This window comes from Williamsia sp. D3 (assembly GCF_000506245.1).
Lineage (GTDB): Bacteria > Actinomycetota > Actinomycetes > Mycobacteriales > Mycobacteriaceae > Williamsia > Williamsia muralis.
Genome location: NZ_AYTE01000020.1, coordinates 40,833 through 66,998, shown reverse-complemented (window position 1 = coordinate 66,998; position 26,166 = coordinate 40,833). Strand labels below are relative to the sequence as shown.

The following is a 26,166-nucleotide window of genomic DNA, read 5'->3' as shown; positions in this document are numbered from 1 at the left end:
CTGAGGAAATCCGCCTTCGAAGTGGCCTACGTCACACATCGTCCCAGCGCGCTCTCTGGGATGTCAACCGCCGCCCCAAGGCAGGATCGCCGCCGTGCGGCCGCGCGCACACTCTCAGGGGGCCGGCGGGCCACTGGGTACGAGAAGCCGGATTGACGACCGAAGACATTGCGGCAGCGTCGTTTCCGAATGCGACACCCAGTATTCATGGCCGGTCATGATGGCGGCCGTGGTGGAGTGTCCGAAGGCGATTGCGAACAGCTCGTCGCTGCGCCAGAGACCGCGACGGCGGATGAAATCAGCGACTGCCTCGCGCCACTGTCTGTACAACACCGATGCGTATGACTGCACTGAGGGCACGGTCAGGACCAACTGGGCACGGTGGCGCGCCCATTCCTCGTCCTCTGGCCGAAAGGCGAGGGCAGAGACTATCGCGGTCTCGATGACGTCGCGCGGTGCGGCAGTACCGTCATCGGCAGCCAGAAACGCCGTGAGGCGGGCGAACTCGGTGTCAGACTCAACCCACAGCACATCGGCCTTCGTCGCGAAGTAGCGAAAGAACGTGCGGCGGCTGACCCCTACTGCCGTCGAAATGTCCTCCACGCTGGTCTGCTCGAAGCCATGCTCTATGAACAACTTCTGGGCCGCAGCCGCCAGCTCGTGCGCGCTGGTCGCGGCAGGACGGCCGCCTCGATCAACTGTGCCGGTCACCGCGGCGCGGACCTCCCCGTCTACCATCTGACCATCGTCTCACCTCCGTCCGTCGCTGTGCACGTCCCCGGGAAATCCATGCTGGTGTTCTGGCACTAGGTGACATAACCTCGATGTGAGAGCTGGGTCACAACAAAACGGGAGTGGTCGACATGGGCAAACTCGAAGGCAAGGTCGCCTTCATCACCGGCGCCGCACGAGGCCAGGGGCGCAGCCACGCAATCCGCCTTGCGCAGGAGGGCGCAGACATCATCGCGGTGGACACCGCCAAACAGGTCGCCACTGTCCCCTACGACACCGCCACCGCGGCGGATCTGGAACAGACGGTCAGGGACGTCGAGGCGCTCGATCGCAGGATCGTCGCGTCGGAGGTCGATGTCCGCGACCTCGCGGCCTTGAAGAAGGCCGCCGACGACGGGGTGGCAGCCCTTGGTCGCCTCGACATCGTGATCGCGAACGCGGGAATCAACAGTATGGCGCCCGCGCTCGAGATGGATGAAGAGATGTGGCAGACCATGATCGACATCAACCTCACCGGCGTGTGGAAGACGATCCGTGCGGCAGGCCCACACATCGTCGCCGGAGGCCGTGGTGGTTCCATCGTCATCACCAGTTCACTGGCGTCGATCAGCGTCAACGAGAACATTGCCCACTACTCGGCGGCCAAGTCTGGGCTGGTCGGACTCATGAGCGTGCTGGCGAAAGAGCTGGGACCGCAGAGCATTCGGGTCAACAGCATTCATCCGACAACCGTCGCGACACCGATGATTCTCAACGAGCCGACCTACAAGCTGTTCCGGCCTGACCTGGAGAACCCGACCCGGGCCGACTTCGATCAGGCCGCTGCCCAGATGAACCGGCTTCCCGTGACGATGGTGGAACCCATAGACATCTCCGAAGCGGTCCTCTACCTGGTGTCTGATTCCGGTCGATACGTAACCGGGACCACCCATGTTGTGGACGCCGGTGGAAGACTCTAAAGCGTGCAGAACAACGGCTCGGTGGTAGAAGCGGCGTCACTGCCGGAGGTCCGGTCGCGTATCGCGCACAAGGTGGTTGGCCGCGAGCGAGAGGCCGACCTCCTGCTCGCCGCGGTCGCCGCCGGCCGTGACCTGATGCTCGAGGGTCCGCCGGGTACGTCCAAGTCGACGCTGCTCGGCGCCATCACCTCCGAATGGGATATCCCGCTGGTGTTCGTCGAGGGCAATGCGGATTTGACACCGAGCCGTCTTGTAGGCCACCACAATCCGGCCCGGGTACTCAAGGAGGACTACACAGCGGACAACTTTGTCGAGGGCCCGTTGATAGAGGCGATGCGCACCGGCGGCTTTCTCTACATCGAGGAGTTCAATCGGGCGCCGGAAGACACGTTGAACACGCTTCTGACTGCGATGGCCGAGCGGGTGATCACCGTCCCACGGGTCGGTAGTGTCACCGCGCTTCCGACGTTCCGCATCGTGGCGTCGATGAATCCGTACGACAACATCGGCACCACGAGGTTGTCGACGTCCGTCCATGACCGGATGTGCCGACTCGTGATCACCTACCAGGATGCGGAGGCAGAACGTGAGATCGTCCGCCGCCGAACCAGAGTCGAGTCGGCCCGCGTCATAGCTGATGCCGTCGCGCTGACCAGGGCGACGCGAGAGCGCGATGACATCCGTCAGGGAAGTAGCGTCCGGGGTGCCATCGACGTCGCGCTGATGGTGGCGCAGCTCGCTCTGATGCGAGGCGTGGAGCTGCCTGCCGCCGATTCGCTGGAGCCGCCCCGCGGATTGCCCGAGGACTACACAGCCGTTGTGCTCGACGCCATGATGGTGGCTCTGTCCGGTCGAATCCATCTCGACGACACGGCATTCGAGACTCCCGAGGCGGTGCTGCACCAGATCTGGCAGGACCACTTCATCCTTCTTCCCGCCGCTGCTGAACCGGGTTGAAGAGCAGTTCCGGCCGACAGCCCGCTGTCGAGACCGAGAAAGGGTGCCGGACACGATCGCGCCCACATGAAGCCGTTGCGACGGAAGCCGAAGCAGCTCGACGAAGAACCGGAACTGCTCAAGCCTGCGGCCGGTGGTCGTGGCGGATTCACGCTGATCCCCAAGGAAGGTCCCTCGGGGAAGCCGATGAAATTGCCGGGGTCGTCGGCACCGGGTGAAACGAACGACGACGGTGAGCTCTCGGCATCCGGCGGGGCCATGGTCATCGACGAGGCCGGTCGCCGGCGCGCGAGGCAGATCGCGCGCAGACTCGCACTCGCGCAACCGATGTGGCAGCGTCGTGCGCGGCGGGCCAGCGCAGGAACCCTCACGACCATGCGTTGGCGCGGTGGGACCGACGAACTCGATCTCGACGCGACTCTGGAAGCGATTGCCGGTAACCCGTTGCCGACCGACGACGACATTCTCGTCCGAGAGCGGGTCCGCAACCGACGGTCCATCGCCCTTGTCGTCGACATCTCTGGCTCGACCAAGGGTGAGCAAGTGAGGACCGCGGCAGCCACCGTCGGCGCAATGGTTGGCGAACTGCCGCGCGATGATGTTGCGGTGGTGGCCTTTTGGTCGGATGCCGCGCTTCTGGTCCGACTGGGGGAACGAGTAGGTCCCGAGACCGTGCTCGACCAGCTTCTGACCCTGCCGGCGCAAGGACTGACCAACGTCGCGTTCGCGCTGGAGGTCGCGGCGCGTGAACTTGCCGGCGTGCCACCGGCCGATGCACGGGTGCTGCTGCTCAGTGACTGCGTACACAACGCCGGGCCAGATCCCCGCGGTGTCGCAGCACGATTGCCGCGACTCGACGTGCTGGTCGACACCTCAGGCGAGAACGACCTGGACCTCGGCCGGAGTCTTGCAATCGTCGGTCGCGGTCGCTGCCGAACGATCCGCGACCATCACGACGTGGCGCCCGCATTGACCTCGATTTTCGGGTGACAGGTTTGGTAGTGCGATGACGGCTGCGGGGGTTTCTGATCAGGAGACGTGCGCGAGCCGAGCATTGTCGACCGTCCCCACGACTTCGCAGATCAAACCTTCGACCACGCGATACATGTCGAGTTCATCGGTGGCGACGCGGGCGCCATCCAAGTACGCCACGTACCTGTCGGTCATCTCATCGCGAGCCATCACCAACCCAGTATCGCAACACGGAAGTCCGCACCGCCGGCCTGAGCAGCTGCAATCGACACACTAAAGCTCCCCGGCGTGAATAATCGCGGCACAATCGGTTCTTCACCTCCCATCCAAAGCCGACACCTCACCGCGCTCGGCTGCCCGGAAGCCGTGCGATTTCGCCTTCGCCGCCTTCACTTACAGGCGATCCACCACGGCGTTCAATCCTGGTGGCGACCGAGTCGCCCGCGATAAGCTTCGCCGCAACAGATTTCGTCACGGATCATCAAAAGGTGCCTCGGACATGTAGCCGGTTTCGGGATCTATCTCCGCGAGAAACCCGCTGATACGTGTGCGGTGATAGCGAACGGTCGGTAGCGGGACCGGGAGCGGCGCCGGTGGACGCCGATTGCCAGTCCTCCAGGCAACACTCGGAGCGCCGGACTGGAACCCATAGCCAGGATTGGGACCGCTTACCCAGGTGTATCGGCTACCGCCGCCTGAGGCGATCGCTACCTGAAACAGTTCTCCATCCACAGCAAGGTCGATTGGACCGTCTGCGGCCGTTGGGCGCCAATCATCAGGTACTTCATCAGGTTCCACAAGTTTCATCGTCGCTGAACGCGGCGTTGATTGCGAATGGCTATCGCTGACAGAAGGACCCAACCTCAGGGTGCTGACTTCCGCGGTTGAACGCGCTCAGGGGCCGGGGCGCACCAGAGGCCGTGCGGGCCTGGTGAGCCATAGGCCCGTCAGTAGCGCGGCACCCCACACCACAAACAGCGGATCCCATATGAAGGCGTGCCCGATCATGGTGGTCCGGTTGTATCCATTGCTGGGCGAGACTAGGCCGGCGAGCACCGCGCACGCCGACAACGACGACACCCCTCCCCACACCACCAGAACGACACCGCCTGACCACCCACACCATCGAATCGGTCGATAGAATCGGCTCTTTCGTCGCTCGTTGACCATCGGCACAACAGCTGCGACCGCTTTTGCCAGCGCGATGAGACCCAAGGCCAGAACGATTTCGACCGGGCTCTCGCGCGCGAGCTCGACAGCCCATTCTCCCACTGACTCGAGTTGCCAACGGCCGCCGACGGCCCAGTACAGACTCGCTACCGCGTGCAGTAGACCGGCGGCCGCAGCGATGCCGAAGGCTACCGAGGCGACGTCGGTCTGCGCCGTCGACGTGTGTGTTCGCATGAAAACAGCCTACGAACGCTGGGCTGCAGGCACATCCAGGTTTACCCGCAACCTGACCCCGAGAAAGTGCTCGTCGATCAACGCGCCGTACCGGCGAGACCAGATTGCGCAGAGCCCTACATGATTCGCGCTTCACCCACTCCGACGCTTGCTCGCGCGGCGGGGTTTGGCCGAGCGAGGGGGAATGGTTCGCATGTGGTCACGAACTTTCGTGAGTACGCGGGCGAGGTCATCGATGTCATCCTGGTCCAGCGCGTCGAAGAGTAGTTGCCGAACGATCCCGATGTGCCCTGGGAACACGGCCGCGAGTACTCGACGGCCGGCCTCGGTCACAGTGACGGTGATTCCGCGTTCATCTTCCTCAGAAGGGCTGCGGGTCACCAGTCCCGCGCGTTCGAGAAGACCCACTTGATAGGTGAGTCCGCTCCTGCTGTAGACCACGCCGTCGGCCAGTTCCGTCATCCGGCGACTGCCCGTAGGTGCGTCTCCAAGCGATGCGAGCAATTGAAACTGCACGTAGCTGAGGCTGCCCGCCTCCTGTAACTGCTGTTCCACTGCATGCCGCACCAGGCTGCTCGTCTCGATCAGCGCGAGGTACGCGCCGAGCTCGACGGCGCTCAGACCTTGTTGTTCTCTGCGTTCGGTCACGTGAACAACCTACCTCTTGCTTCGATTTCAAAGCACTGCTATGTTGGCCAAGTGCTTCGGATTCGAAGCATCTAACCAAAGGAGTCACCATGAAGGCAGTACAGTTCCACGAGGTCGGCGGTCCCGAAGTCCTCCACTACGGAGATGTCGAGCAGCCGACGCCGGCCGCTGGAGAGGTCCGCGTGCGTGTGGCAGCGTCGGCGTACAACGCCGCCGACAACGGCATGCGGGCCGGGTTCTTGCCCATCCCAATCGTTTTGCCCCACATTCCCGGATATGACGTTTCGGGCATCGTGGATGCGCTCGGCGAAGGAGTGGACGACCTGGCAGTCGGCGACATCGTCGTCGGGTTCCTGCCGATGGAACATGACGGCGGCGCAGCCGAGTACGTCACCGCACCGGCCCAGGCACTGGTCCACGCCCCCACCACCATCCCGTTGGACGACGCCGCGGCACTACCGTCCGTCGCCCTGACTGCCTGGCAGGCGCTGTTCGACGACGGGAAACTAGAGAGCGGACAGAGCGTGCTGATCGTTGGTGCAGGAGGTGTGGTCGGCAAGTACGCCATCCAACTGGCCAAACGCGCCGGCGTGCACGTCATCGCAACCGCCAGCCCACGCAGTATCGACGCTGTCCGCGCCGCGGGCGCCGACCACATCATCGATCACACCAACACCGCGCTACTCGATGCCCTCGACGGGCAAGTCGACGTACTGCTCAACCTCGCCCCCATCGAACCCGATCAGTTCGCCACCCTCGTCACTGCCGTTCGCGACGGTGGCGTGGTCGTCAGCACCACCGCGTTCATGGCGACCCCCGACGACAAAGCACGAAATGTGCGAGCAGCCACCGTGTTTGTCCAACCGAACCGCACGCGCCTCAGCGAGATCGTGTCTTTGGTCGACGCCGGTGCACTCACCATCGAGGTCACGCGACGGATACCCCTCACCGAACTGCCCGCCCTCCACAAGGAAGCAGCCGGCGGACGGATCGCAGGGAAGGTAATCGTGCTCCCCTGAACTACTCAGCGCTGGACCAGACAGAACTCGTTTTCCAACGGGTCGGCCAGAACCGCGGTTCGGTACCCGCCTTCGTCGTTGTGTTCCTCCAGGGTTCTCGCGCCGAGACCAACCAGTCGGGCAACTTCCGAGTCGAGGTCGTCCACGAAAATGTCGAGGTGAACCCGGTTTTTGCGCGCTTTCGCTTCCGTCACGCGTTGCAGCGTGAGGTGATGAAGGCCTCCGTTCGGCGACACGAGCGCATGGAATTGCGCATCGTCTGTGCAAGGGGTGGGTTCGTCGTATTCGAGAGCGGCTTTCCAGAAGGAGGCCGCAGTCTTCATGTCGACGCAATCGAGCGTCACTCCCACAATGCGATTCACCAGGACTCTTTTCTTGAACGCTGCTCGACTTTCTAACAGCGTTAAGGGTAGCGTGCTCACTGTGCCAAAGGAAAGCCGACGCGACAGGCAGCGCCGAGAACTCAAGCAGGACGTCGTCACTGAAGCGCGGCGGCGACTCGAGGACGGTGGACTGAGCGCGGTCACCCTCCGCGGGATCGCGCGCGAGGTCGGGATGAGCGCGCCCGCGCTCTACACCTACTTTCCGAGCCTGTCCGAGCTGTTGACCGAGTTGATCGTCCAGAGCTATCAGTCATTGGAAGCCAATATCACTGCCGCACTGGCCGAATCGGCCGAATCTGCGCTCGAACAGCGCCTGGAAACGGGGCCGGTTGCTTACCGGGCCTGGGCACTCGAGCATCCTCGCCAGTTCAATCTCATCTTCTTCGACCGGATCCGCGGGTACGCCGCTCCCCCTGATGGCCCGACAGTGCCCGCGCAAACCGATGTACTGCGACCGATCGCTCGCCACTACGCCGAGGCCCGTGGACGCTCCCTGGCTGAACTTGAGGCCGACGACGATCTCCTCGATGACTTTCTTGGATGGTGGGGAGCGTTTCACGGCGTCGTCGCCCTCGAGGTCAATCATCACCTCGACTGGCGTGAACCAGAGAAAATCTTTCGACGGCACCTTGGTTCCAGTATCCGGAATCTCCTCACAACGGCTACGAGAACCCGAGGCGGACAGCCGGATACCTAGGGGCCACTTCACGCTGGACCACATCACCCACCAGAAACGGAACGCACTCGATGTCCAAGGGATATGTCATATTCACCGAAAAGATCAGCGACTCAGACGCACTCGCTGCCTACAGCGCCGCCGCGGTACCCTCTGTGATCGCTGCCGGGGGAACGGCAATCATCGCCGGTCCGCCGCATCTCGTTGCCGAGGGCAACTGGCATGGCGACATCACCGTCGTACTCGAGTTCGAGAGCGTCGCCACCGCCAACGCCTGGTACACCGGTCCCGACTATCAAGCCGTCATCGCTCAACGACACGAGGCCGCAACCAGCAACGTCGTGATACTCGAAGGGTTCACACCGCCAACCCTGGCGTGAGGGATCCCGTTTGATGACCGACGGCCTCGCTCAAAAAGTGGTCTGCACCTCCGGGCTGTTACCCGGCGGTCGGCGAACTACTGGTGCCCGCCCTATCGAGAATCGAAGTTTGTAAAATGCCTGGCACCCTTGTGCCGGCGCGTCAGGACAACGCCAGTGGCTTGTCTGGGAGCAGCAGCGTGCTGATTGCGGTGCCGATCGGCACCGCGTTGTTGGTGTCGGCGTTGGCAGTCGGGCCGAGTGTGGCGTACACGATGATTGTCGTCTTCGAATCGTTCTCGTAGAGAACTACGCCGTTGTAGCCGCCGAATGAAGGGTTCATGACCAGCCAGCTGTTCAGGTGAGCGGTGCCGAATGCGAAGTACTTCTCTTCGGTCAACGGGCCCAGCCCAGCGGTCGAGGGGCCCATCATCTCATTGAATGCTGTGTCCGACAACACTTCTCCTGAAGCAAGGGCGCGTGCCCAACGAGCGAGATCTGTCACCGTCGAGTTGGTGTTGCCGCTGTTGAGGAACGCTGTGGGGTTCCAGAATGTGGAGTCCTCGAAGACTTCACGTTCGTTCGTGTAGCCGTGCAGCATCGGTTCGATCATTTGTGGTGTCAAGACCACCTTGCTGTTGCTCATTGCAAGCGGTGTGAAGATGCGTTGCTGCAGCAGCTCTTGTAGAGGCTTGCCCGAGGCCCTTTCGAGCACGACGCCAAGGAGGCACAAATCGCTGTGCGAGTATGCGAAGCTCGTTCCCGGCTCGAACAGTGGCGGGCGCGACGTGGCCAGGTCGAGGATCTCTTGTGACGTGAACCCTTTGATCGGGTTGGCGTAGAAGGCTTTCAAGAACTTAGGATTCGTCACGTAGTCGGAGATTCCTGAAGTGCTGTTGGCGAGCATCCGGGGGGTGATGGTGTCGGCGCGCGGAAAGTCGGGCACCCATTTGGCGATCGGCTCGTCGAGGCCCAGTGTTTCGTCTTCGTTGAGCTGCAGCAGAACTGTCGACAGCATCGGCTCCATCGGCTGGCCGACACGCAATTGCATGTCAGCCGTGGCGGGAACACCAACCGGAGATTCGCCGGCCGCGTCGACGACGAGCTCCTCGTCGCCGCGCCACACTCCGAATACGGCGCCGGTCAGATTCAGCTCGGCGAGCTTGTTGCGGACAATGTCCACGATCGCGCCGGCCTCCGCGCTCACGGCTTTCGAGCTCGGCTGTGCGGAGTCCTGCTCACCGCTGCCGGAACCATCTGATCCGCACGAGAGGCCCGTGGTTGCAAGAATGCCGATGAATGCCGCGGCCGCAACTCGTTGAAGCCGACTACGCGTTGACACAGCCATGGGGTTGATCCCTTCGTGCACAAAGCCTGGTGGGACTTGAAATGCTGATTGACGTGTCAGCTTTGACGTGGAGTTTAACGTCTGACCGGGTTCGGCATGCAGTTTTCACAAGGGAGCGGATCGGAACCACAGACTGCCGTGACCTTCTCCACGTACGCCCGCGCTGGCTGGCGCCGAGGGTCTCCCGGGAGCCTTACCTGGCACGACTTAATTAGACTGATTGGTCCGTTCGGGCTGGGCTGGTGGGTTCGCACTCACCGAATCCTGGGGGCGTTCGCCCAAAGACATCTGTCGCCAGGCTCGGGGTGAGAGCCCATACATTGTCTTGAATCGTTTGCTGAAGTAAGAGCCGTTCGTAAATCCACACCGTCGCGCGACAGTGGCAATGGGCACATCACGCAACTCATTGCGCGACAACTCTTCACGGGCGCGTTCCATGCGTTCGGAAATTATCCATTGCTCAAGGCTGAGGTCGGCTGCAGCGCAAAGTCGATACAGCTGCCGTGGCGAGATGTCATGGGCGGCGGCGATGACGTCGGCGTTGAGCGTGCGCTCGGCGAGGTGCTGCTTGACGAAGGACCGAATTCTGGGCATCAGAAGCTCATTGAGCGCGTCGCGCGCGTACTCGGTGTCGTATGCCGAGACGAGAAGGGTACGGGTGAGTTCGATGCTGCTCTCACCCAGTACGGGCGCGGCTGGACTGGTGCTCAGCACGTCGCCTTTGACTGTCATTTCTGACAGTTGAGTGGCGACCATCTCGTAAAGAGGGCTGGCTCGTAGTCGCGACGCGGCGCTGCGGATCATCTCTTGTCTGAGGCCCAACAATTCGATCGGGACATGCAGGCATCGTGACGCGCCGCCACCCTCGAGTTCGTAGGTGTAGGCGGAATTGAGGTCCATCACCATCAACTCGTTGGGCGATACCCTGACCTGCGATCCAAACTGCTCCTGTTTGCCTATGCATCTCTCGTGCATCGCGATTGCGAGCATGTCCCCCGGCCCGGCGTCGATTTGGCGTCGGGTCCGAATGAGTCGGAACCCGGTCATCTCGGCGCGGAAAATTCTCGCGTCGCCGAATTGCCACACCTGCATCTGCGACTCGACGCGCGCCCCGTCTTCCAACTCAACGGTCGATGGCACTGACTGCTCCTGCATCGCAGCGCAGGTCGCCTCAACTCTCTCGGAGGGCGTGAGCCCCTCTGTACTAAAAACGACAACCACTCTTAACCTTCAATCAAGCGTCGAGACCGTGACCTTCTCGATGTGTCCGCGAGGCGAGCCTCCAGTTACCACCCTCCATGACGGTGGTGCGAGCCGTCGGTCCTTTACACAGCGTTTTCAAACTGTAGACAGATGATCCTGCGCCCGCGAGGGCATTGGCAGCCACAGAACACTCTCGTGCACGGTCGATCAGACCTGATTTCCTGGTCAGTGCTATCTATCTTGAAATCGCATGACGCCCGTGAGGGCAGTCACCGGCGGGTTGCCTGCGCGGCGTCGACGACGATGCTGGTGACTTCGGTGGGCCGGGATACGAGAGAGGCGTGCGAGGCGTTGATTTCGGTGATGCGTCCGGGGGCTGCGCGTGAAGACATGAAACGTTGCGAGGCCGGCGGGATAACGCGATCCTGCTGCGACAGCAGGTACCAGCTGGGTACGCTGCGCCACGACGGGGGGCCGGATGGTTCGAGGTTGGCCACCAGCGCAGCAGATTTCTGGTGGGCGAACATGTCGGCGGCGACGGCACTGGTGACGTCCTGGGCAAATACGTCGTGAAAGTATGGCCGGCCGATGTACCCATCGATGTTCTTGCCGCCGATCCCGGTCGGGTCATCTACGACTTTGAGTTGCAACGCCGGCGGCAAGATCCTGCTGCCGGGGAAGGTCAGCGGGTTGAGCAGTCCCTGCACGAACTCGCCCTGATCGGGCGCGAATGCTGCGATATAGACGTTGGCAACGACGTCGGGGTCGTGAGTATTGGTGATGACAGCTCCCCCGTAGGAGTGTCCGACGAGGACAATCGGTCCAGGGATTGCCGCGAGTTGCCGTTCGAGTTGGATCGAATCGTGCCGCGGGCCGCGCAGGGGGTTGTCGAAGGTCTGCACGGGGTAGCCCTGCGCTGTCAGGTTTGCGGCAACGTCGCGCCATCCTGATGAGTCGGCGAACGCTCCATGAACCAGGACAATCGTCGGTTTGCCGACGCCGGACGCTGACGCCGGTATCGCCATGAAAGCCGCTGTCGTGAAGACGAGCAGAAGTACCGCCGCAACGCGGCGAACGAGCATGGCGAAGTTGAGCCCAGCTGATGTTGCAGATGGCATAGGAGATGTCCTTTCGGTCTGGTGACCAGAACTCTATGAACCGATGATCGTGCCGGTTTGCTTCTGCGCGCACGGTTTTGTGCTGTTGGCGTCGAGGCCACCAAATCCGCGCAGCTCAGTCACGAGGCCGCTCTGCGGGGTTCTGACGAGCCCTGCGCAGTACCTGCCCTCTGCTGGCAGGGAACAGAAGTGTGCACACACAAACAGATCGGTAGTTGAAGGAGGACTTACGTTGACTCGTATCAGAGGGCCCCGGTTGCTCTGATCAACTGCGACAACTCCTGCAAAAGGACCACATCATGCCGATGTTCTGCACTCTCGACGGCACCGAAATCTACTACAAGGACTGGGGCACTGGACGTCCGGTCATCCTCAGTCATGGGTGGCCATTGAACTCAGACAGCTGGGAAGCACAGCAACTCTTCCTCGCCTCCCATGGCTACCGGGTCATTGCTCACGACCGCCGCGGTCATGGACGGTCCACCCAATCGTGGAACGGCAACGAAATGAACACCTACGCAGACGATCTCGCCGGTCTCATCGAGGACTTGGATCTGCACGAAGTGACGTTGATCGGATTCTCCACCGGCGGCGGCGAGATTTCGCGGTACGTCGGTCGCCACGGCACTCGCCGGGTGGCGCAGATGGTGCTGGTCTCAGCGGTACCCCCGTTCATGCTCCAGACCGACGACAACCCTGACGGGGTGCCGGTCGAAGTGTTCGACGGTATTCGTGAGGGTTCGTTGACCGACCGATCACAGACCTACCGCGATCTGGCCGATGGCCCCTTCTTCGGTAACAACCGACCAGGCCAAAACCCCTCCCAGGGAATGCGAGACGCGTTCTGGCGCCAGGGTCTGCAAGCCGGAGCCCGCAATGCCTACGAGAGCATCGCCGCCTTCTCTGCGACCGACTTTCGCGACGACCTGGACACATTCGACGTCCCCACCATGGTCATCCACGGCGACGACGATCAGGTGGTCCCGTTCAACGTCGGCGGAAAAGCATCGGCAGCCCGGATCAAGAACGCCGAACTCAAGATCTATCCCGGTGCGCCACACGGAATCACCGACACCCACAAAGACGAACTGAACAACGACCTACTCACATTCCTCAACACCTACACCGTCGCCTGAACGGCGAGGAACGGACATCACGCCATGACACGCTCGACCACCCCCGACACGATCGTCCTCATCCACGGACTCTGGGTCACCCCACGCAGTTGGGAGAACTGGGTCACCTACTACCAGAACAAGGGGTACCGCGTCATCACACCGGCCTACCCCGGATTCGAAATCGAGGTAGAGGCCTTGCGCCAAAACCCTGACGTCATCGCGTCACTCACCGTCCCCGAGACCGTCAACCACCTCGCGGGGATCATCGAGAACCTGCCGGCACCGCCCATCATCATGGGCCACTCCTTCGGGGGGATCATGACCCAGCTGCTGGTCGACCGCGGCCTGGGAGCAGCAGCGGTGGTGATCGACTCTGCCCCCACCGAAGGAGTCCGAGCCCAACCCCCATCTCAGGCCAGAGCATTGCTGCCCATCCTCAAACGATTCTCCAACCGCCACAAGGCCGCTGGGTTCACAGCCAAACAGTTCCACTACGCGTTCACCAACACCCTCGACGAAGCCAGTGCCCAAGCCGCCTACGACCGATACGCCATCGCAGCACCCGGATCGTGGGTGTGGAAATATGGGGTCTTCGCGAACTGGACCCCCGGCCACCAGGAAACCTGGGTGAACTACAAAACGTGACGTGCGAGCCCCGTTGCTGTTCATCGCCGGCGGCGCCGACCACATCATGCCGCCGGCGGTCAACAAGTCGAACGCTCGCAAGTACCGCAAGTCCGCGGCCGTCACCGACTACTACGAATTCCCCGGACGATCACATTGGACCTGCGCTGAGCCCGGCTGGGAAGCGGTAGCCGACTACGCCCTCGACTGGGCCGTCGCACAGTAGGAGTCGGAAATGGTCGTCGTCTTCGACAGCTCCACATGTCTACGCGCCGACAAGGTCGATGCCGCGCGCAGCACTTTCGACGAGCTATCAGCCCCAGCGACCGTCGAGTTCGATTCCGGCCCGACCATGTCCGTGGTCATGGAGTCGTGGGACTTCGGCCAAGTCAACATGTTTCGGGCCGCCATGACCGCAAACCGGCTGACGCGTACCCGTCAGAACATCGCCCAGGGCCCCGCTGGTGTCATAGCCGTGGCTGTTCATGAATACGGGGTCGGCCACTTCGAACAGCACGGTCGGCAGCAGTTCGTCCGTCCCGGCGACTTGATGATCGTTGATCTCGATTCCCCGTACGTTCTCGATTGGCCGATTCGGGGGCGCTCGCGGGCTATCCACGTCCCCTCCGAACTCATCGGCATCACTTGCGAGGAGTTCGCTCACGTCGCGCGACACCTCGAGGCGAACCCGCTCTACGACATCATGCGGCGCCACATCATCGAACTGAACATCACTCGAAGCGACGAAGTCTTCGACGACGCGAGCAACGAGCTGGGTAAGTCCACCATCGCCCTCACCCGCGCACTCGTCACCGCCGCGCTTGCGCAGCAACCCGGAACGCGAGACGACGCGGCTCTCATGCCACACATCCGGGTCGTCTCCGAACGCCTCACCGCAGTGCGTAGAGAACTACTGGATTCGACACGCCTCCCGATGGCAACACCGCCCAGCGGAGAGGATTCGCCGACCGACAACACCTTGAGCACGCATCTCAAAACACCTACGGTATGACCATTCAGCATTGGTGGGAGATCTGAGATGAAGATTAATTCAACGGTTGCCATCCCCGAACCGGGTGGCCACCTCCCGTCCGAGCGCCGGCAAGCGAATCGCCCATGAGATGCACAATTGGATTCACCAACCCGCCGCAATTCGCCCGGCGGTTCCGCACCATGTGCGACCTCAGCCCCCGGGCGTGGCGCAACATCGCTGCAAGCGAACCACCACCTCTGCCACATGGCTGACACACCCACCCCACAGTGCGACGGAGTCGCATCACACCTCACCGTGTCCACCACCCACCGAGGCATGGGCACTCGAACCATCGACAATTGGCCCCTCGGCGATGGGGCAGGGCTGATGCGTCTGCGCTATCGAGCCCTCGCGGTCTCCAATGCACACCACGTGAAAACGGATCCCAACCACCGACTGATCAGCATGGCGGTACTCGCTCCCGGCGATTGGACACTGACCCGACCCAGGACCGACGTTCCGCACCGAGCGGACCGCCCGACACTGGTCATCATCGACCAGTCAGATCCGTTCGACTTCCGTGGTCACGGCAGCGGTTCAGCCACAGTGCTTTACACCACCTACCCACGGCTGACCCTCTCTGTCGAAACAGTCCACCGCGGACTGCACCAGCTCAACCCTGATCTGCCCCTCTACCCACTGATGCTGAACCATCTCCTACAACTCGGAGTCATCGCCACCACTGCCGGCAATGTCTTGCCCGACCTGGCAGCCTCTACCGTGTCGCTGATGCGCTCACTCCTGCTCAGCGCGGCCGACGGCTCCCCCACCCCTGACCCAACAGACACCCTCGTCCAAGAAATCACCCGCTACATCCATGAACATCTCTATGCCCCAGAGCTCTCCGCTGATTCAATCGCAGCCGCCCACAGCATCTCGGCCCGGCAGCTCTACAAGATCTGGCCCGCCACCAATGGGCCCCTGGCCGGTTACATCATCGGATGCCGCCTCGAGCAAGCATGCAGGACATTGCTGGCCGAACCCGGCCTCAGCATCGCAGCGATCGCGCAGAAGCACGGTTTCACCCAAACCACTCACTTCTCGCATCGATTCCGCAGAACTTACGGCGTAAGCCCCACCCAATGGCGACAACAGCGCCTTGCTACGTCAAGCATTGAACACCGATGCAGCACTTGACGATTGCCCAGTGACGTAGTACACCTGGCGTCCAGACCCGAGATGCGTGGGGCGGCAGGAGCAAGTCTGATGGTGACACTGGCCCAGTGGGTCGGTACAGGCATGACGAATCTGTGACATCCACGTCGTGATCCTCCGTGGGCCGGTGTGGTGAGGCAGGCTGGTTTCATGAGTGCACAACCTCGCATCGGAGTCATCGGCGGTTCTGGCTTCTACTCGTTCTTTGACTCCGGCGCCGATCAGGTGAAAGTACGCACCCCGTACGGTGATCCGAGTGCGGCGGTCACCATTGGCGACGTCGGTGGGGTCTCGGTCGCGTTCCTCCCCCGGCATGGGGTGTCTCATGAGTACGCGCCCCACACCGTTCCTTACCGGGCCAACGCGTGGGCCTTGCGGTCTGTGGGTGTCCGGCAGGTGTTCGCGCCGTGCGCAGTCGGCGGGCTCAACCCCGATCTCGCCCCCGGCACGATGGTGATCCCCGACCAACTGGTGGACCGCACCACGAGTCGTTCCCAAACATTCTTCGACGGCCCCGCAGTTCACGTGGGCTTCGCGGACCCCTACTGCCCCACGCTGCGCAGGGCGGCCGCCACGGCCGCACCGGAGGCAGTCACCGAAGGCACGATGGTGGTGGTCGAGGGTCCGCGGTTTTCGACGAGGGCCGAGAGTCAATGGTACGCCCGGCAGGGTTGGACGCTGATCAACATGACTGGGCACCCGGAAGCGGTTCTCGCTCGCGAACTCGAGATGTGTTACGCCTCCATAGCTTTGGTCACCGATATCGACGCCGGCTTGGTGGCCGGTGAAGGCGTGACCGCCTCGGAGGTGTTCGCGGTCTTCGAGCTTGGGCTAGAGCGCCTCCGGGAGGTCCTCGGCACCGCCATCGGTGATGCCGCAGAGCAATCCGAATGTCTCTGTGCACGAGGCGAACACGACATTGCCGCGGTGATGGAGGTTGAGCTGTGACACGGGTGTTGCTCACCGGGGCCGCCGGATTCATCGGTTCGCACATCATGTCCGCACTTATCGATCGCGGACATGAAGTGGTCGCGGTCGACGGCATGGTGCCGGCGGCACATGGCGCCGGTGCCACGGCGCCTGCCGGGGTGCAGGTGGCCGACCTGAGGACAGCCGAGCTCATCGAGATGCTCGACGGCGTCGACGTCGTCTGTCATCAGGCTGCCCGGGTGGGCGCTGGTGTCGATGCCCGCGACGCGCCGGACTATGCTGCCGACAACGATCTGGTGACCGCCCGGCTGTTGGCCGCGATGTTCGAAACCCGTTGTCGTCGAATGGTACTTGCATCTTCGATGGTGGTCTACGGCGACGGCACCTATAGAGATCGTTCTGGCGCTGTTGTCGACCCACCGCCACGTGATGTCGCCGATCTCGAGGCGGGCAGATTCGAGCGATACCTTCCCGGCGGCGAGCCCGCGCAGTGGGACTTGACCCCAGAAGACGCCCCGCTGTCACCACGAAGCTACTACGCGGCGAGCAAAGCGGCACAGGAATCCTATTGCCGTGCATGGTCGCTCGAGACAAGCGGTGCGGTGACCGCGCTGCGTTACCACAACGTGTACGGCCCGCACATGCCCCGCGACACCCCGTACGCCGGGGTGGCGGCCATCTTCCGGTCGCAACTCGAGGCGCGGACGGCGCCGACGGTGTTCGAGGACGGCGGACAGATGCGGGACTTCGTGCACGTGGCCGACATCGCGGCCGCCAATGTCGCGGCCATCGAGCGGTCAACCTCCGCCGACATCCGCGGGTTCGAGGCATTCAACATCTGCTCCGGGCATCCGATCTCGATCAAGCAGGTGGCCGAATCACTCACCACCGGCATCGACGGACCTGCTCCGGTCACCACCGGGCGATACCGGCCAGGGGATGTCCGCCACATCGTCGCCGATCCGGCGCGGGCCGCCACCGCACTCGGTTTCCGGGCCACGATCATGCCGGAGTTCGGCCTGCGAGAGTTCGCGACCGCACCGCTGCGCTAGCCGTCGGATCTTCCTGCAGGGGCGGGCCCCGCGGTCACCGGCAGGAGTACCTCGAACCGGCTGCCCGGTTCACGATTGGACACGGTGATCCGGCCCCCGTGTGCACTGACCAGGCCCTCGGCGATTGCCAGTCCCATTCCCGATCCTGCAGGTAGTCCGTTGTCGTCCCGGGGCGTCCGCGCCGATGTGCCGCGGTAGGCGATCTCGAAGATCCGTGTCATCTCGTGTTCGGCGATTCCGGGTCCGGCGTCGTCGACCCGCAGAAACGCATACGATTCGTGGCGGCCCACCTCGATGTGCACCGGGCAGCCATTCGGGGTGTGCGCGATCGCATTGATGACCAAATTGGTCAACACCCGCGACACGGCTCTGCCGTCGGCATCGACCACAACGGGTGATTCCGGCATGACGGGCCACAGGCGGACCTCGGCCCGATCGGCGGCGGCACCGCATCCGGCGATGACTTCGTCGACCACTTCGCGCAGATCCAGGTGTTCGCGATCGAGGCGCACGGCGCCGGCATTGATCTTGGACATCTCGAACAGGTCGTCGACCATGTCCGACAATCGGACGGCGTCGCGATCGATCTGACGCGCGAACGTGGAGACCTCCTCGGCGTCGGACACGATCCCGTCCGCGAGGGCTTCTGCCATTGCGCGGATGTCGGCGAGCGGGGTGCGCAAGTCGTGACTGACCCAGGCGATCAGTTCCCGCCGCGACTGTTCAGCGGCCCGTTCCTGTTCGCGCGCCTGACGCTCCCACACGGTGCGGCGGGCCTGAAATCGGCCGAGCAGCACCGCTGCCGGGATGGCGATGACGGCCACCGAGGTGAGAACCGTCGCGGTCCGCTTCAGGTCGTCGGTGAACATGAACCCACTGACGCCGATCACTCCCATCAGGATGGCAACGGGCGGGATCATCACCAGCACAACGGTATTCGTCACCAAGGACAGTCGCTGAAGACGTAGCAAGATCACGGTGCCGAGTAGGACCACCGGTGCGGACCAGAGCAACGAAAGTCCGACTATCTGTGGGATGTCGGTTGCCATCAGGTCACCGCCTGGCCGATTCGGATACCCAGCGGTATCCCTGTCCCCACACTGTTTCCAGTGAATTGCAGTCGCCGAGCTTTGCGCGTAACCGTTTGACGTGAACCGTCACGGTGGACAGGTCGCCGAACGACCAACCCCAGACCTGAGAGAGCAATTGTTCACGACTGAAGACCACGTCGGGGTGGGCGAGAAAGAAGCGCAGTAGGTCGAACTCGCGTTTGGTCGTGTTCACCGGCTCGCCGGCGACCGTGACGTTTCGTGCGTCTGCGTCCATCACGATGTTGCCGTCGCTGAGCTTGACGGCGGCCGCGGGACCGGACCAGGTCGCCACGCTGCGGCGGAGAACCGATTGCACGCGCAACGCCAGCTCCCGCGGACTGAAAGGTTTGATGACGTAGTCATCGGCGCCTGCCTCCAAACCGACCAGTCGGTCTTCTTCTTCGCCGGACGCCGTCAGCAGAATGACCGGCATCCCGGCGTAGGGTCCACGCCGAATCTCGGTCAACACTTCGATACCACTGCGTGTAGGCATCATCACGTCCAGGATTGCCAGGTCCACGCGATGATTTTCGAGATGCTCCAGCGCCTTGTCGCCCGAGCTCACCAACGTCACCTGCAGTCCGTCACGCTCGAGGTAGCGGCGCACCACATCACTGACGATGGGATCGTCGTCGGCCATCAGAATTCGCACCTCTTCAGCAAACATTGCATTTACCAATAGGTCCACACGAGGTGGTTGATCAGCAGTGCGGTGAGTGCCTGCCCGGCCAACCAGAATCGATGGGACTGGCGCGGCAGCAAGGCCGTCGCCACCAGTAGCCATACGCTGAACGGCAGCCAGATCCGCTCGACCTCGGCTTTGCTGAGAGCACTGAGGTCAGCGATGATCATCGCGAGCAGACCGGCCACCGCCAGCAGCACAACGGCTTCTCGTCGGCGGAGCCTTCGCGGTCGTAGCGCGCGCCCCAGTCCAACCGCGGCAGCGGGCCCCACCGCACACAACGCAGAGGCGAAGTTCGCCCAACCCCAGTACGAGAACGGTCGTAAGGTCGCCACTCCCTGGTAATAACGTTCGACAACGAGGTGGTAACCGTCGAACCACCAGAATCCGAAGGCAGCAAAGATTCCGGCCACAACCCCCGCGGCCGGAACCGCGTAAAGAATCGGACGGTACTTCCGTGCGGCGACGAGGACTGCGATGGCGAGGACACCCATCAGCACAAGCCCATAGTTCAGGAAGATCGCGAAACCCAGGACCAGGCCGCTCCCGACCGCGGCCGCGACAGCGCGCTTGCCGGCGGCAGTCGCAGCGATCGCCAGCAGGGCGATGCCCCAAGCGGCGACCCCCATGTAGTAGCCGTCCGCAGAAACGCCTATCCACACCGCCCCCGGGGTGAGCGCGACGAACGGAGCAATTCGCCTGGCCGTCGCTTCGTCACCGAGGCGCGCCGTCGTGATCAGCAGGGCCCCGGCGGCACTGCAACCGACGACGATCACAAAGCCGGCGGCCCAGGCACCGCCACCGAGCCCGATCCGGTCGAGCAGAACAAACGTCAACAACGACCCGGGTGGGTGTCCGGAGACGTGCGTGGTCCACGAGTCCGGCTGAAAGTCGAGGATGCGGCTCGAGAACTCCTCGAGCATCCCGGTGATGCTCGAGACTTCGGATACCTCGGCCAGATATTCGTCAGGTCTGACAAGCCGACCGGCAAACCCGCGGTTCCAGCCGTCGATCATCGACAGCGAGAAGGTCCAAACAAGCCCGGTTGCCATACTGGTGATCACCAGCAGCGTCCAGGACAACCGAGCCGCAAGGACTGGTCCGTACGCGATGACAGCGAGAGCGGTGAGAACCGCAGCCACGGTGCCGTATCCGAAGTGCGGGTCGAACTCCCCGAACAGTGGCGGTGCGAGCGCAAAGATGTTGATCCGCCACTCGGCATCACCAACCATCGGCGCCACCACCGCGGCGACCAGCAAAGCCGTTGCCGCAAAAACGGATACCAGATCTCCCCGGCTCATCCAGGGGCCATGTTCCGGAGTTCCCGGTGTTGTGCCGGTGTCCAGGGTTTCGGTCACAGTTACAAAGTAGGCGCCGACTCCCACCGTTTTGTGCTCTTCGAAGCAGACGTCATTGTTCCGTCACCTGATTCTGCTGGCCATGTCCACCGGTCCCTCCTACCGTCGAAGACATGGGAGATCACAGTAATTCGCGCATGATTGCCACTGTTGTGATCCCGTGCCGGGACGAAGCCGGGTCTTTGGCTGCGCTCGTTCGCGCTCTGCCCCCTGATCTCCACCCACTGGTTGTCGACAACGGCAGCACCGACGGCACGGCAGAGATCGCCGCGCAGCTGGGTTGCACCGTTGTGTACCAACCGGTTCCGGGATATGGTTCAGCCGTCCACGCCGGCATTGAGGCGTCCGACACGGAGATCGTCTGCACCATCGACGGTGACGGCTCGATGGACCCGGCCGATCTGCCGAAATTGGTTGCTGCGGTTGTGGCGGGCGCCGACCTCGCCGTCGGACGACGACGGCCTGTGGGCCTGCGAACCTGGCCACTACATTCACGGCTGGGAACCGAGTGGATTGCCCGCCGGCTCCGAAAGCGTTACCGCATACCGATACATGACATCGGACCGGTTCGTGCGGTTCGAAGAGATGACGTGCTGGACCTGGGGATCACCGATCGTCGGTTCGGGTACCCGGTGGAACTCTTGGCCAGGGCGGGAGCAGCGGGTTGGAAGATAACGGAATTGGACGTCGCCTATCGACCCAGGTCTGCCGGGCGATCAAAAGTGTCGGGGTCAATGAAAGGGACGTTTCGGGCAGCCCGTGACTTCCTTTCGGTTCTTCATCAGATGGAGGAGAAAGTTGCCTACTGACACGCACCAGGGAATTTTGATCGTTGCCAAAGCGCCGGTCCCCGGACAAGTGAAAACCCGTCTCACAAAACTTCTTTCGACCGAGGATGCCGCCGATCTGGCAGCAGCCGCGCTGCTCGACACCTTGGACACCGCTTTGGCGGTTCACTCGGCGATGCCGGTTGTCGCCATCACAGGCGCGCTGGACAGTGCGATGCGTAGCGAGGAGATCGGCTGGCGATTGCGCCACGTCACGGTGATAGCCCAGCGTGGCAACACTTTTGGTGAGCGCCTGCAGAACGCCCACAGAGATGCCAATGACGTGGTGGGCGGGGACATCTTCCAGGTCGGAATGGACACTCCGCAAGTCACCGCAGGACAGTTCAGGGCAGCGCTGGCAGCGCTGGCGGAAACAGATTCAGTTCTCGGCCCGGCCACCGACGGCGGTTGGTGGGGGCTGGGCCTTCATGGTGCCCGCGGAGCTCACTCTCTCGTCGGCGTCCCGATGTCATCACCGGACACCGGCGCAGCCACCCGGTCAGCTCTGGAGGACAGCGGCCTTCGGGTAACCGAACTACCTGAATTGACCGACGTCGACCGACCCGAGGACGTCGATGAGGTTGCGCGGCGGTGTGCACCAGGTAGTCGATTCGCTGAGGCAGCGGCGGTTCTGCTGGAGCGTTCAGTATGACGATCGCCAACGAGTCGTCGAGCACAGAGATCTTCGACGGTGCCGTGTCTGAAGCCCTCGCCGGTGAACGGGCCTGGTTGCGGCACGCCGACGGTAGTCGTGACGAATTGCCGGTGAATCGCTGGCTCGGGACGAGCGTCACTGCCTCTGACTCCGAGTTCGATCGCCGGGTCGCCGGAAAGTGTTTCGGGCCCACCGTGGACCTCGGATGCGGGCCTGGCCGGCTCGTGCATCGGTTGAGTGCCAACGGCATCGCGGCTCTGGGCGTCGACCACAGCGATCAGGCGGTGGCCATGACACGCGCACAGGGCGGAGCTGCCATCCGGCGCAGTATGTTCGACCGCCTTCCGGGAGAGGGTCGGTGGCGGCATGTGCTGCTGCTGGACGGGAACATAGGTATCGGCGGCGACCCCGCCCGCGTGACGAAGCGGGCTGCTGAATTGATCGCGCCAGGAGGATCCATCATCATCGAACTCGACTCGGACGTGGACGGGCTTCGACGTGGCGCGGCGCGGGTTGAGACCAGAACGTCCCATGGTGAGTGGTTCCCGTGGGCGCGAGTCGGAATCGGCTACGCATCAACGTTGGCCCATTCCGCCGGACTACCGTTCCGGAACGAAATAGTCTGTGGGCGAGATGTTTTGGAGATCATTGCGCGATGATGGCCCGAACTCCGATGTCGCGGAGCGGGTGGGCGACGATTGGTCGTCGGTGTCGTAGCAAATGCGTACCGTGCTCGGTCCGATCCATCCCGCTGATACCGCGCCACACACACTCTCACCATGTGATCGGGCGTGCAGGGCAGCGAGATCATCGAACAAACCACAGTCCCTCATCGATGCCAGGGCTGGGTCATTCCGAGCGAGCATCAGATGTCCGAGAATGAGTTCGCGCCTGGTCATCGAAACCGCCGCGTCGTACGCAATGGGCCCGCTCCCGTGTGGGAGTGGCCGCCGTATTCAAGCATGTAATTCCTGTCATTGGTCAGCAGGGGATCGGGACGAGCCCATAGGTGTGGCAAGAACCTCTTCTGGCTCTGGCCACACCTACCTCTGACAGCGAGAGCTACTGGGTGTTGATGGTGATCGTCGCGATCCCGACAACCAGCCCGGCCTTGACAGCGTCTGTGTTGAAAGTCTTGTTCAACAGGCCTGCAGCGTCGGCGGACATCTTCACGGTGGTTCCTGTCAGTACGGCGGTGCCGTCGGGATTGGACTGCAACGGCTGGAGTGTGCTGCCGTCCAGATCAAAGATGACTGCCTGCGGCGCTGCGACGGTTCCGTTGACGGTCACATCGCCCATCAGTTTCGATGTACCGGGGTCGATGTTGAAGTTCGTGAGTTCGACGACGGTGTCGCCGGCCGTCAGCGACAAACCGCTGCCCTCGTGGTTGATGATGCCCTGCACATAGGGCTGGATACTGCCCGGTGTGTAGTAGGTGACATTGCCGCCGGTGATCGGGAAGACCACTGAGCCGCCCTCCATCGTCGCACCGCCTACGGTGCCCGGGGTCAGCATCAGTGTGGTCAGCGCGTCGGTGAAGCCCTTGTCCAGCGCAACCGCGGTGGTCCGTCCGGTCAGAGCGGGCACGACGGCCGCCGGAGTGGGTGCAGGTTGCTCGCTTGTCGGTCCTGCAGTCTGGGCCGACGTAGCTGACGAAGTCGATGACCCGCCCGAGGAATCGTCATCGGAACAGGCCGCCAGGCCGAATACGGCAATGGCAGCAATAGCAGTTCCGGTGAATACTTTTCGAGTTGTATACATGTGGTTTGTCCGATCTACCCGAGGGCAAGTTGTGTAATGGGTATTCGCAACCCTCCCTTTCTGGGATGGGTTTCGCGCCCAGCAGAAGTTATGTCCGAGTTGGCAGCAAGGTCATGAGCTCTACAAGAACGGTCGACATACGCTGTGGCCCAGCCGATTACGGTACTAATTTTGTGCACCATGCGCTCTCGCGGGGCCGATTGAAGCAGTGAGACAAATTTGATTTCCCTTCGATCGGTTTTTCGTGAAAGAACAGGGGCACCACAGACCAAGCCGCCGACCCTGTGGCTACGAATAACTGATATGTCTGCACATTGGCGCGTTCCGTTCGAACGGTTTCGTGCCAATTTGTCGCACGGTTCTGACGCGACCGCGAACGCGGTCAGCTCGCCCTCGGTCGACGACACCGGCCTGCGGAGCCCCCGGCTGATTGCCCGGGTGGGGACGCTGCTGGCGTTCTGCATCACCGTCTGTTTCGTCACCGGGATGCTCAGTCATTGGATTCAGCATCCGCCGAGCTGGTTCTATTGGCCGTCGCGTCCGGTGTGGCTCTACCAGGTGACACAAGGACTGCACGTGATAACCGGCGTGGTGACCATCCCGCTACTGCTGATCAAACTTCAGCTCGTTTACCCCAAGTTGTTCGCCAGGCCGATTGTCGGTTCGCCTGCCCGCGCCGTTGAACGAGCCTCGGTCGCCGTGTTGGTCAGTTCGACCATATTTCAGCTCTTGACCGGTCTGCTCAACACTGCGCAGTGGTATCCGTGGAAGTTCTTCTTCACCACCACCCACTACGCAATGTCGTTTCTCGTCGTGGCCTCGGTGCTGGTTCACATCGCAGTGAAGCTCCCGATAATCCAACGTGCTCTGGGCAGTCCATTGGAAGCCACTGACCCCATCGACAACAACCTCCGACCTGCGACACCGATCGAGGATTCAGAGGCCCTGCACGAGCAAACGCCACCTCGCGAGGTCACGTCAGTCGCGTCTTCTGCCGGCAGCCCGCCTCCAGTTCGAATGGGGAAAGACAACTGGTTTGCAACTTTCGGTTCGGATGGGGGTGCGGTGTCGCGGCGCACGGTTCTCCGGGGAACTGTCGTCGTCGGACTACTCGCCGCACTGGCCTTCGCAGGTCAAACGGTGCCGTTCCTGCGCTGGATCGCTTTCCTCGCTCCTCGCTCGGGGGAGGGTCCGCAAGGTGTTCCGATCAATCGGACTGCATCGGCGGCAGGCGTACTCGAGTCAGCCCGCAGCCCCGACTATCGGTTGACGATCAGCAGCGGGCCGATGACGCGGGAACTGACCATCGATCAGCTGCGAGCCCTGCCACAACACCGCAGCGATCTTCCGATCGCCTGCGTGGAAGGGTGGAGCGCCCAGGGCAAATGGGGTGGCGTACGGGTCCGTGATCTCGTTGCGTTCGTCGGCGGCGATCGCGGCCACGACATCCGCTTGACCTCTCTGGAAGCCGGCCTCTACGGAGTCAGCACCCTCCCCGCCAACTTCGCCGACGACCCACTCTCGCTGATCGCCCTCGAACTCAATGGAGAGCCGCTGACCATCGACCATGGCTACCCATGTCGACTCATTGCTCCGAACCGGCCCGGGGTCCTGCAGACCAAATGGTTGACGCGAATCGAGATCCTATGACTGTGCGCATTGTTCGGATCACCCTTGTGCTCCTCGCCTTGGCTGCCGGCTACTACGGGATCTCCTTGATCTGGTCCATGCCACGCGGGGACCAGCTCTCCATCGCGTTCTGGCTTGCAGGCGGACTGATCGTCCACGACGCGCTCTTCGCCCCGGTATGCATCGCTCTTGGCTACGCGGCGAAACGCATTCTGCCACAACGATGGTGGCCACCGGCGCTGCTCGCGCTTGCAGCGACTCTGATCGTACTCATCCTGTCGGTGCCGGTACTGGCGCCCCGACCTTCGGACAGAGACCCCGACAACGCGACCATCCTCGACCGCCCTTACGGTTTGAGTGTCCTCATCGCCCTCGCCATCATCTGGCTACTGGCATGCATCATCATCCTCATGCAGCGACGTAACCGCGCCGCGACAACCGGACGCCGGGGGTAGCGCGCCTTCGGCCCCGCC

General features: G+C 62.6%; 30 protein-coding genes. 18 read left to right on the top strand and 12 right to left on the bottom strand.

Going from position 1 to position 26,166, the window contains the following annotated elements; all coding sequences use genetic code 11:
• Positions 1-114 precede the first annotated feature (114 nt).
• Positions 115-738 (bottom strand): TetR family transcriptional regulator, encoded by a 624-nt coding sequence (locus tag W823_RS43515; protein WP_023958417.1) that lies wholly within the window; start codon positions 736-738, stop codon positions 115-117.
• A gap of 125 nt (positions 739-863) precedes the next feature.
• Between W823_RS43515 and W823_RS43510 the strand changes: the two genes are divergently transcribed.
• From W823_RS43510 to W823_RS43500, 3 genes are all read left to right on the top strand, one after another.
• Entirely contained in the window at positions 864-1,691 is an 828-nt protein-coding gene (locus W823_RS43510; RefSeq protein WP_031332384.1) for a mycofactocin-coupled SDR family oxidoreductase, read from the top strand.
• A gap of 3 nt (positions 1,692-1,694) precedes the next feature.
• A complete protein-coding gene (locus W823_RS43505) occupies positions 1,695-2,648 on the top strand; it encodes a MoxR family ATPase (RefSeq protein ID WP_023958413.1) in 954 nt (317 codons plus the stop codon).
• 66 nt (positions 2,649-2,714) lie between these two features.
• A complete protein-coding gene (locus tag W823_RS43500) occupies positions 2,715-3,638 on the top strand; it encodes a VWA domain-containing protein (RefSeq protein WP_023958411.1) in 924 nt (307 codons plus the stop codon).
• A 39-nt stretch (positions 3,639-3,677) separates the two neighbouring features.
• Here the strand turns inward: W823_RS43500 and W823_RS58125 are convergent, their stop codons facing one another.
• The 3 genes from W823_RS58125 to W823_RS43490 all read right to left on the bottom strand — a co-directional run bounded on the left by W823_RS58125 (position 3,678) and on the right by W823_RS43490 (position 5,672).
• Positions 3,678-3,833 carry a hypothetical protein gene (locus tag W823_RS58125; protein WP_161634010.1) on the bottom strand — a complete coding sequence of 52 codons (156 nt, stop codon included), beginning with the start codon at positions 3,831-3,833 and terminating at the stop codon, positions 3,678-3,680.
• Between the two features lie 681 nt (positions 3,834-4,514).
• The gene (locus W823_RS43495; protein ID WP_023958407.1) at positions 4,515-5,024 is read right to left on the bottom strand and encodes a DUF3995 domain-containing protein; all 510 of its coding nucleotides are present in this window, start codon (positions 5,022-5,024) and stop codon (positions 4,515-4,517) included.
• A 132-nt stretch (positions 5,025-5,156) separates the two neighbouring features.
• Positions 5,157-5,672 (bottom strand): MarR family winged helix-turn-helix transcriptional regulator, encoded by a 516-nt coding sequence (locus tag W823_RS43490; protein ID WP_023958405.1) that lies wholly within the window; start codon positions 5,670-5,672, stop codon positions 5,157-5,159.
• Between the two features lie 89 nt (positions 5,673-5,761).
• Here W823_RS43490 and W823_RS43485 point away from each other — a divergent pair, with 89 nt between their 5' ends.
• Positions 5,762-6,691 carry an NADP-dependent oxidoreductase gene (locus tag W823_RS43485; RefSeq protein WP_023958403.1) on the top strand — a complete coding sequence of 310 codons (930 nt, stop codon included), beginning with the start codon at positions 5,762-5,764 and terminating at the stop codon, positions 6,689-6,691.
• A gap of 5 nt (positions 6,692-6,696) precedes the next feature.
• On the opposite strand, the gene W823_RS43480 is transcribed toward W823_RS43485, so the two are convergent.
• Positions 6,697-7,113: a VOC family protein gene (locus tag W823_RS43480; protein WP_200866381.1), complete on the bottom strand. Its 417-nt coding sequence runs from the start codon at positions 7,111-7,113 to the stop codon at positions 6,697-6,699.
• Between the two features lies 1 nt (position 7,114).
• Here W823_RS43480 and W823_RS43475 point away from each other — a divergent pair, with 1 nt between their 5' ends.
• Both W823_RS43475 and W823_RS43470 read left to right on the top strand, forming a co-directional pair.
• Positions 7,115-7,771: a TetR/AcrR family transcriptional regulator gene (locus tag W823_RS43475; RefSeq protein WP_161634009.1), complete on the top strand. Its 657-nt coding sequence runs from the start codon at positions 7,115-7,117 to the stop codon at positions 7,769-7,771.
• A gap of 50 nt (positions 7,772-7,821) precedes the next feature.
• Positions 7,822-8,130: a DUF1330 domain-containing protein gene (locus W823_RS43470; RefSeq protein WP_023958397.1), complete on the top strand. Its 309-nt coding sequence runs from the start codon at positions 7,822-7,824 to the stop codon at positions 8,128-8,130.
• A gap of 142 nt (positions 8,131-8,272) precedes the next feature.
• Here W823_RS43470 and W823_RS43465 read toward each other — a convergent pair whose 3' ends face one another.
• From W823_RS43465 to W823_RS43455, 3 genes are all read right to left on the bottom strand, one after another.
• Positions 8,273-9,457, bottom strand: coding sequence for a serine hydrolase (locus W823_RS43465; protein ID WP_023958395.1), 1,185 nt, complete (start codon positions 9,455-9,457; stop codon positions 8,273-8,275).
• Positions 9,458-9,664: 207 nt separating this feature from the next.
• Complete coding sequence (locus W823_RS43460; protein ID WP_152538064.1) at positions 9,665-10,612, bottom strand: helix-turn-helix domain-containing protein; 948 nt, start codon at positions 10,610-10,612, stop codon at positions 9,665-9,667.
• A 317-nt stretch (positions 10,613-10,929) separates the two neighbouring features.
• Positions 10,930-11,742 carry an alpha/beta fold hydrolase gene (locus tag W823_RS43455; protein ID WP_023958391.1) on the bottom strand — a complete coding sequence of 271 codons (813 nt, stop codon included), beginning with the start codon at positions 11,740-11,742 and terminating at the stop codon, positions 10,930-10,932.
• 335 nt (positions 11,743-12,077) lie between these two features.
• On the opposite strand from W823_RS43455, the gene W823_RS43450 reads away from it, so the two are divergent.
• The 7 genes from W823_RS43450 to W823_RS43425 all read left to right on the top strand — a co-directional run bounded on the left by W823_RS43450 (position 12,078) and on the right by W823_RS43425 (position 17,690).
• Positions 12,078-12,914, top strand: coding sequence for an alpha/beta fold hydrolase (locus W823_RS43450; RefSeq protein WP_023958389.1), 837 nt, complete (start codon positions 12,078-12,080; stop codon positions 12,912-12,914).
• Positions 12,915-12,938: 24 nt separating this feature from the next.
• Positions 12,939-13,541, top strand: coding sequence for an alpha/beta hydrolase (locus tag W823_RS43445; RefSeq protein ID WP_235189535.1), 603 nt, complete (start codon positions 12,939-12,941; stop codon positions 13,539-13,541).
• A 1-nt stretch (position 13,542) separates the two neighbouring features.
• The gene (locus tag W823_RS58835) at positions 13,543-13,746 is read left to right on the top strand and encodes a hypothetical protein (protein ID WP_235189534.1); all 204 of its coding nucleotides are present in this window, start codon (positions 13,543-13,545) and stop codon (positions 13,744-13,746) included.
• A 9-nt stretch (positions 13,747-13,755) separates the two neighbouring features.
• Positions 13,756-14,532 carry a hypothetical protein gene (locus tag W823_RS43440; protein ID WP_023958387.1) on the top strand — a complete coding sequence of 259 codons (777 nt, stop codon included), beginning with the start codon at positions 13,756-13,758 and terminating at the stop codon, positions 14,530-14,532.
• A 225-nt stretch (positions 14,533-14,757) separates the two neighbouring features.
• Positions 14,758-15,690, top strand: coding sequence for an AraC family transcriptional regulator (locus tag W823_RS43435; protein ID WP_023958385.1), 933 nt, complete (start codon positions 14,758-14,760; stop codon positions 15,688-15,690).
• Between the two features lie 168 nt (positions 15,691-15,858).
• Positions 15,859-16,656, top strand: coding sequence for an S-methyl-5'-thioadenosine phosphorylase (locus tag W823_RS43430; RefSeq protein WP_023958383.1), 798 nt, complete (start codon positions 15,859-15,861; stop codon positions 16,654-16,656).
• Between the two features lie 5 nt (positions 16,657-16,661).
• On the top strand, positions 16,662-17,690 hold the full coding sequence (locus W823_RS43425) for an NAD-dependent epimerase/dehydratase family protein (RefSeq protein WP_031332376.1): 1,029 nt from the start codon (positions 16,662-16,664) through the stop codon (positions 17,688-17,690).
• Here W823_RS43425 and W823_RS43420 read toward each other — a convergent pair.
• The 3 genes from W823_RS43420 to W823_RS43410 are packed head-to-tail and all read right to left on the bottom strand — an operon-like array spanning position 17,687 to position 20,821.
• Positions 17,687-18,739, bottom strand: coding sequence for a sensor histidine kinase KdpD (locus W823_RS43420; protein WP_023958379.1), 1,053 nt, complete (start codon positions 18,737-18,739; stop codon positions 17,687-17,689). The genes W823_RS43425 and W823_RS43420 overlap by 4 nt on opposite strands.
• A 4-nt stretch (positions 18,740-18,743) precedes the next feature.
• Entirely contained in the window at positions 18,744-19,421 is a 678-nt protein-coding gene (locus tag W823_RS43415) for a response regulator transcription factor (RefSeq protein ID WP_235189533.1), read from the bottom strand.
• Positions 19,422-19,453: 32 nt separating this feature from the next.
• Positions 19,454-20,821, bottom strand: coding sequence for a hypothetical protein (locus W823_RS43410; protein WP_031332375.1), 1,368 nt, complete (start codon positions 20,819-20,821; stop codon positions 19,454-19,456).
• A 113-nt stretch (positions 20,822-20,934) separates the two neighbouring features.
• Between W823_RS43410 and W823_RS43405 the strand changes: the two genes are divergently transcribed.
• Genes W823_RS43405 through W823_RS43395 form a run of 3 tightly spaced genes read left to right on the top strand, consistent with a single transcriptional unit; the run spans position 20,935 to position 22,962 of the window.
• The gene (locus W823_RS43405) at positions 20,935-21,630 is read left to right on the top strand and encodes a glycosyltransferase family 2 protein (RefSeq protein ID WP_051406517.1); all 696 of its coding nucleotides are present in this window, start codon (positions 20,935-20,937) and stop codon (positions 21,628-21,630) included.
• Positions 21,620-22,300, top strand: a complete 681-nt coding sequence (locus W823_RS43400; RefSeq protein ID WP_023958375.1) for a TIGR04282 family arsenosugar biosynthesis glycosyltransferase — start codon at positions 21,620-21,622, stop codon at positions 22,298-22,300. Before W823_RS43405 ends, W823_RS43400 begins: the two co-directional genes overlap by 11 nt.
• On the top strand, positions 22,297-22,962 hold the full coding sequence (locus tag W823_RS43395) for a class I SAM-dependent methyltransferase (RefSeq protein ID WP_023958374.1): 666 nt from the start codon (positions 22,297-22,299) through the stop codon (positions 22,960-22,962). Before W823_RS43400 ends, W823_RS43395 begins: the two co-directional genes overlap by 4 nt.
• A gap of 403 nt (positions 22,963-23,365) precedes the next feature.
• Here the strand turns inward: W823_RS43395 and W823_RS43390 are convergent, their stop codons facing one another.
• Positions 23,366-23,890, bottom strand: a complete 525-nt coding sequence (locus tag W823_RS43390) for a hypothetical protein (RefSeq protein WP_197037748.1) — start codon at positions 23,888-23,890, stop codon at positions 23,366-23,368.
• A 477-nt stretch (positions 23,891-24,367) separates the two neighbouring features.
• Here W823_RS43390 and W823_RS43385 point away from each other — a divergent pair, with 477 nt between their 5' ends.
• Both W823_RS43385 and W823_RS43380 read left to right on the top strand, forming a co-directional pair.
• Positions 24,368-25,714 carry a molybdopterin-dependent oxidoreductase gene (locus W823_RS43385; protein WP_023958372.1) on the top strand — a complete coding sequence of 449 codons (1,347 nt, stop codon included), beginning with the start codon at positions 24,368-24,370 and terminating at the stop codon, positions 25,712-25,714.
• Positions 25,711-26,148 carry a hypothetical protein gene (locus tag W823_RS43380; protein WP_023958371.1) on the top strand — a complete coding sequence of 146 codons (438 nt, stop codon included), beginning with the start codon at positions 25,711-25,713 and terminating at the stop codon, positions 26,146-26,148. The genes W823_RS43385 and W823_RS43380 overlap by 4 nt, the downstream gene beginning before the upstream one ends.
• The last annotated feature ends 18 nt before the right edge of the window (positions 26,149-26,166 follow it).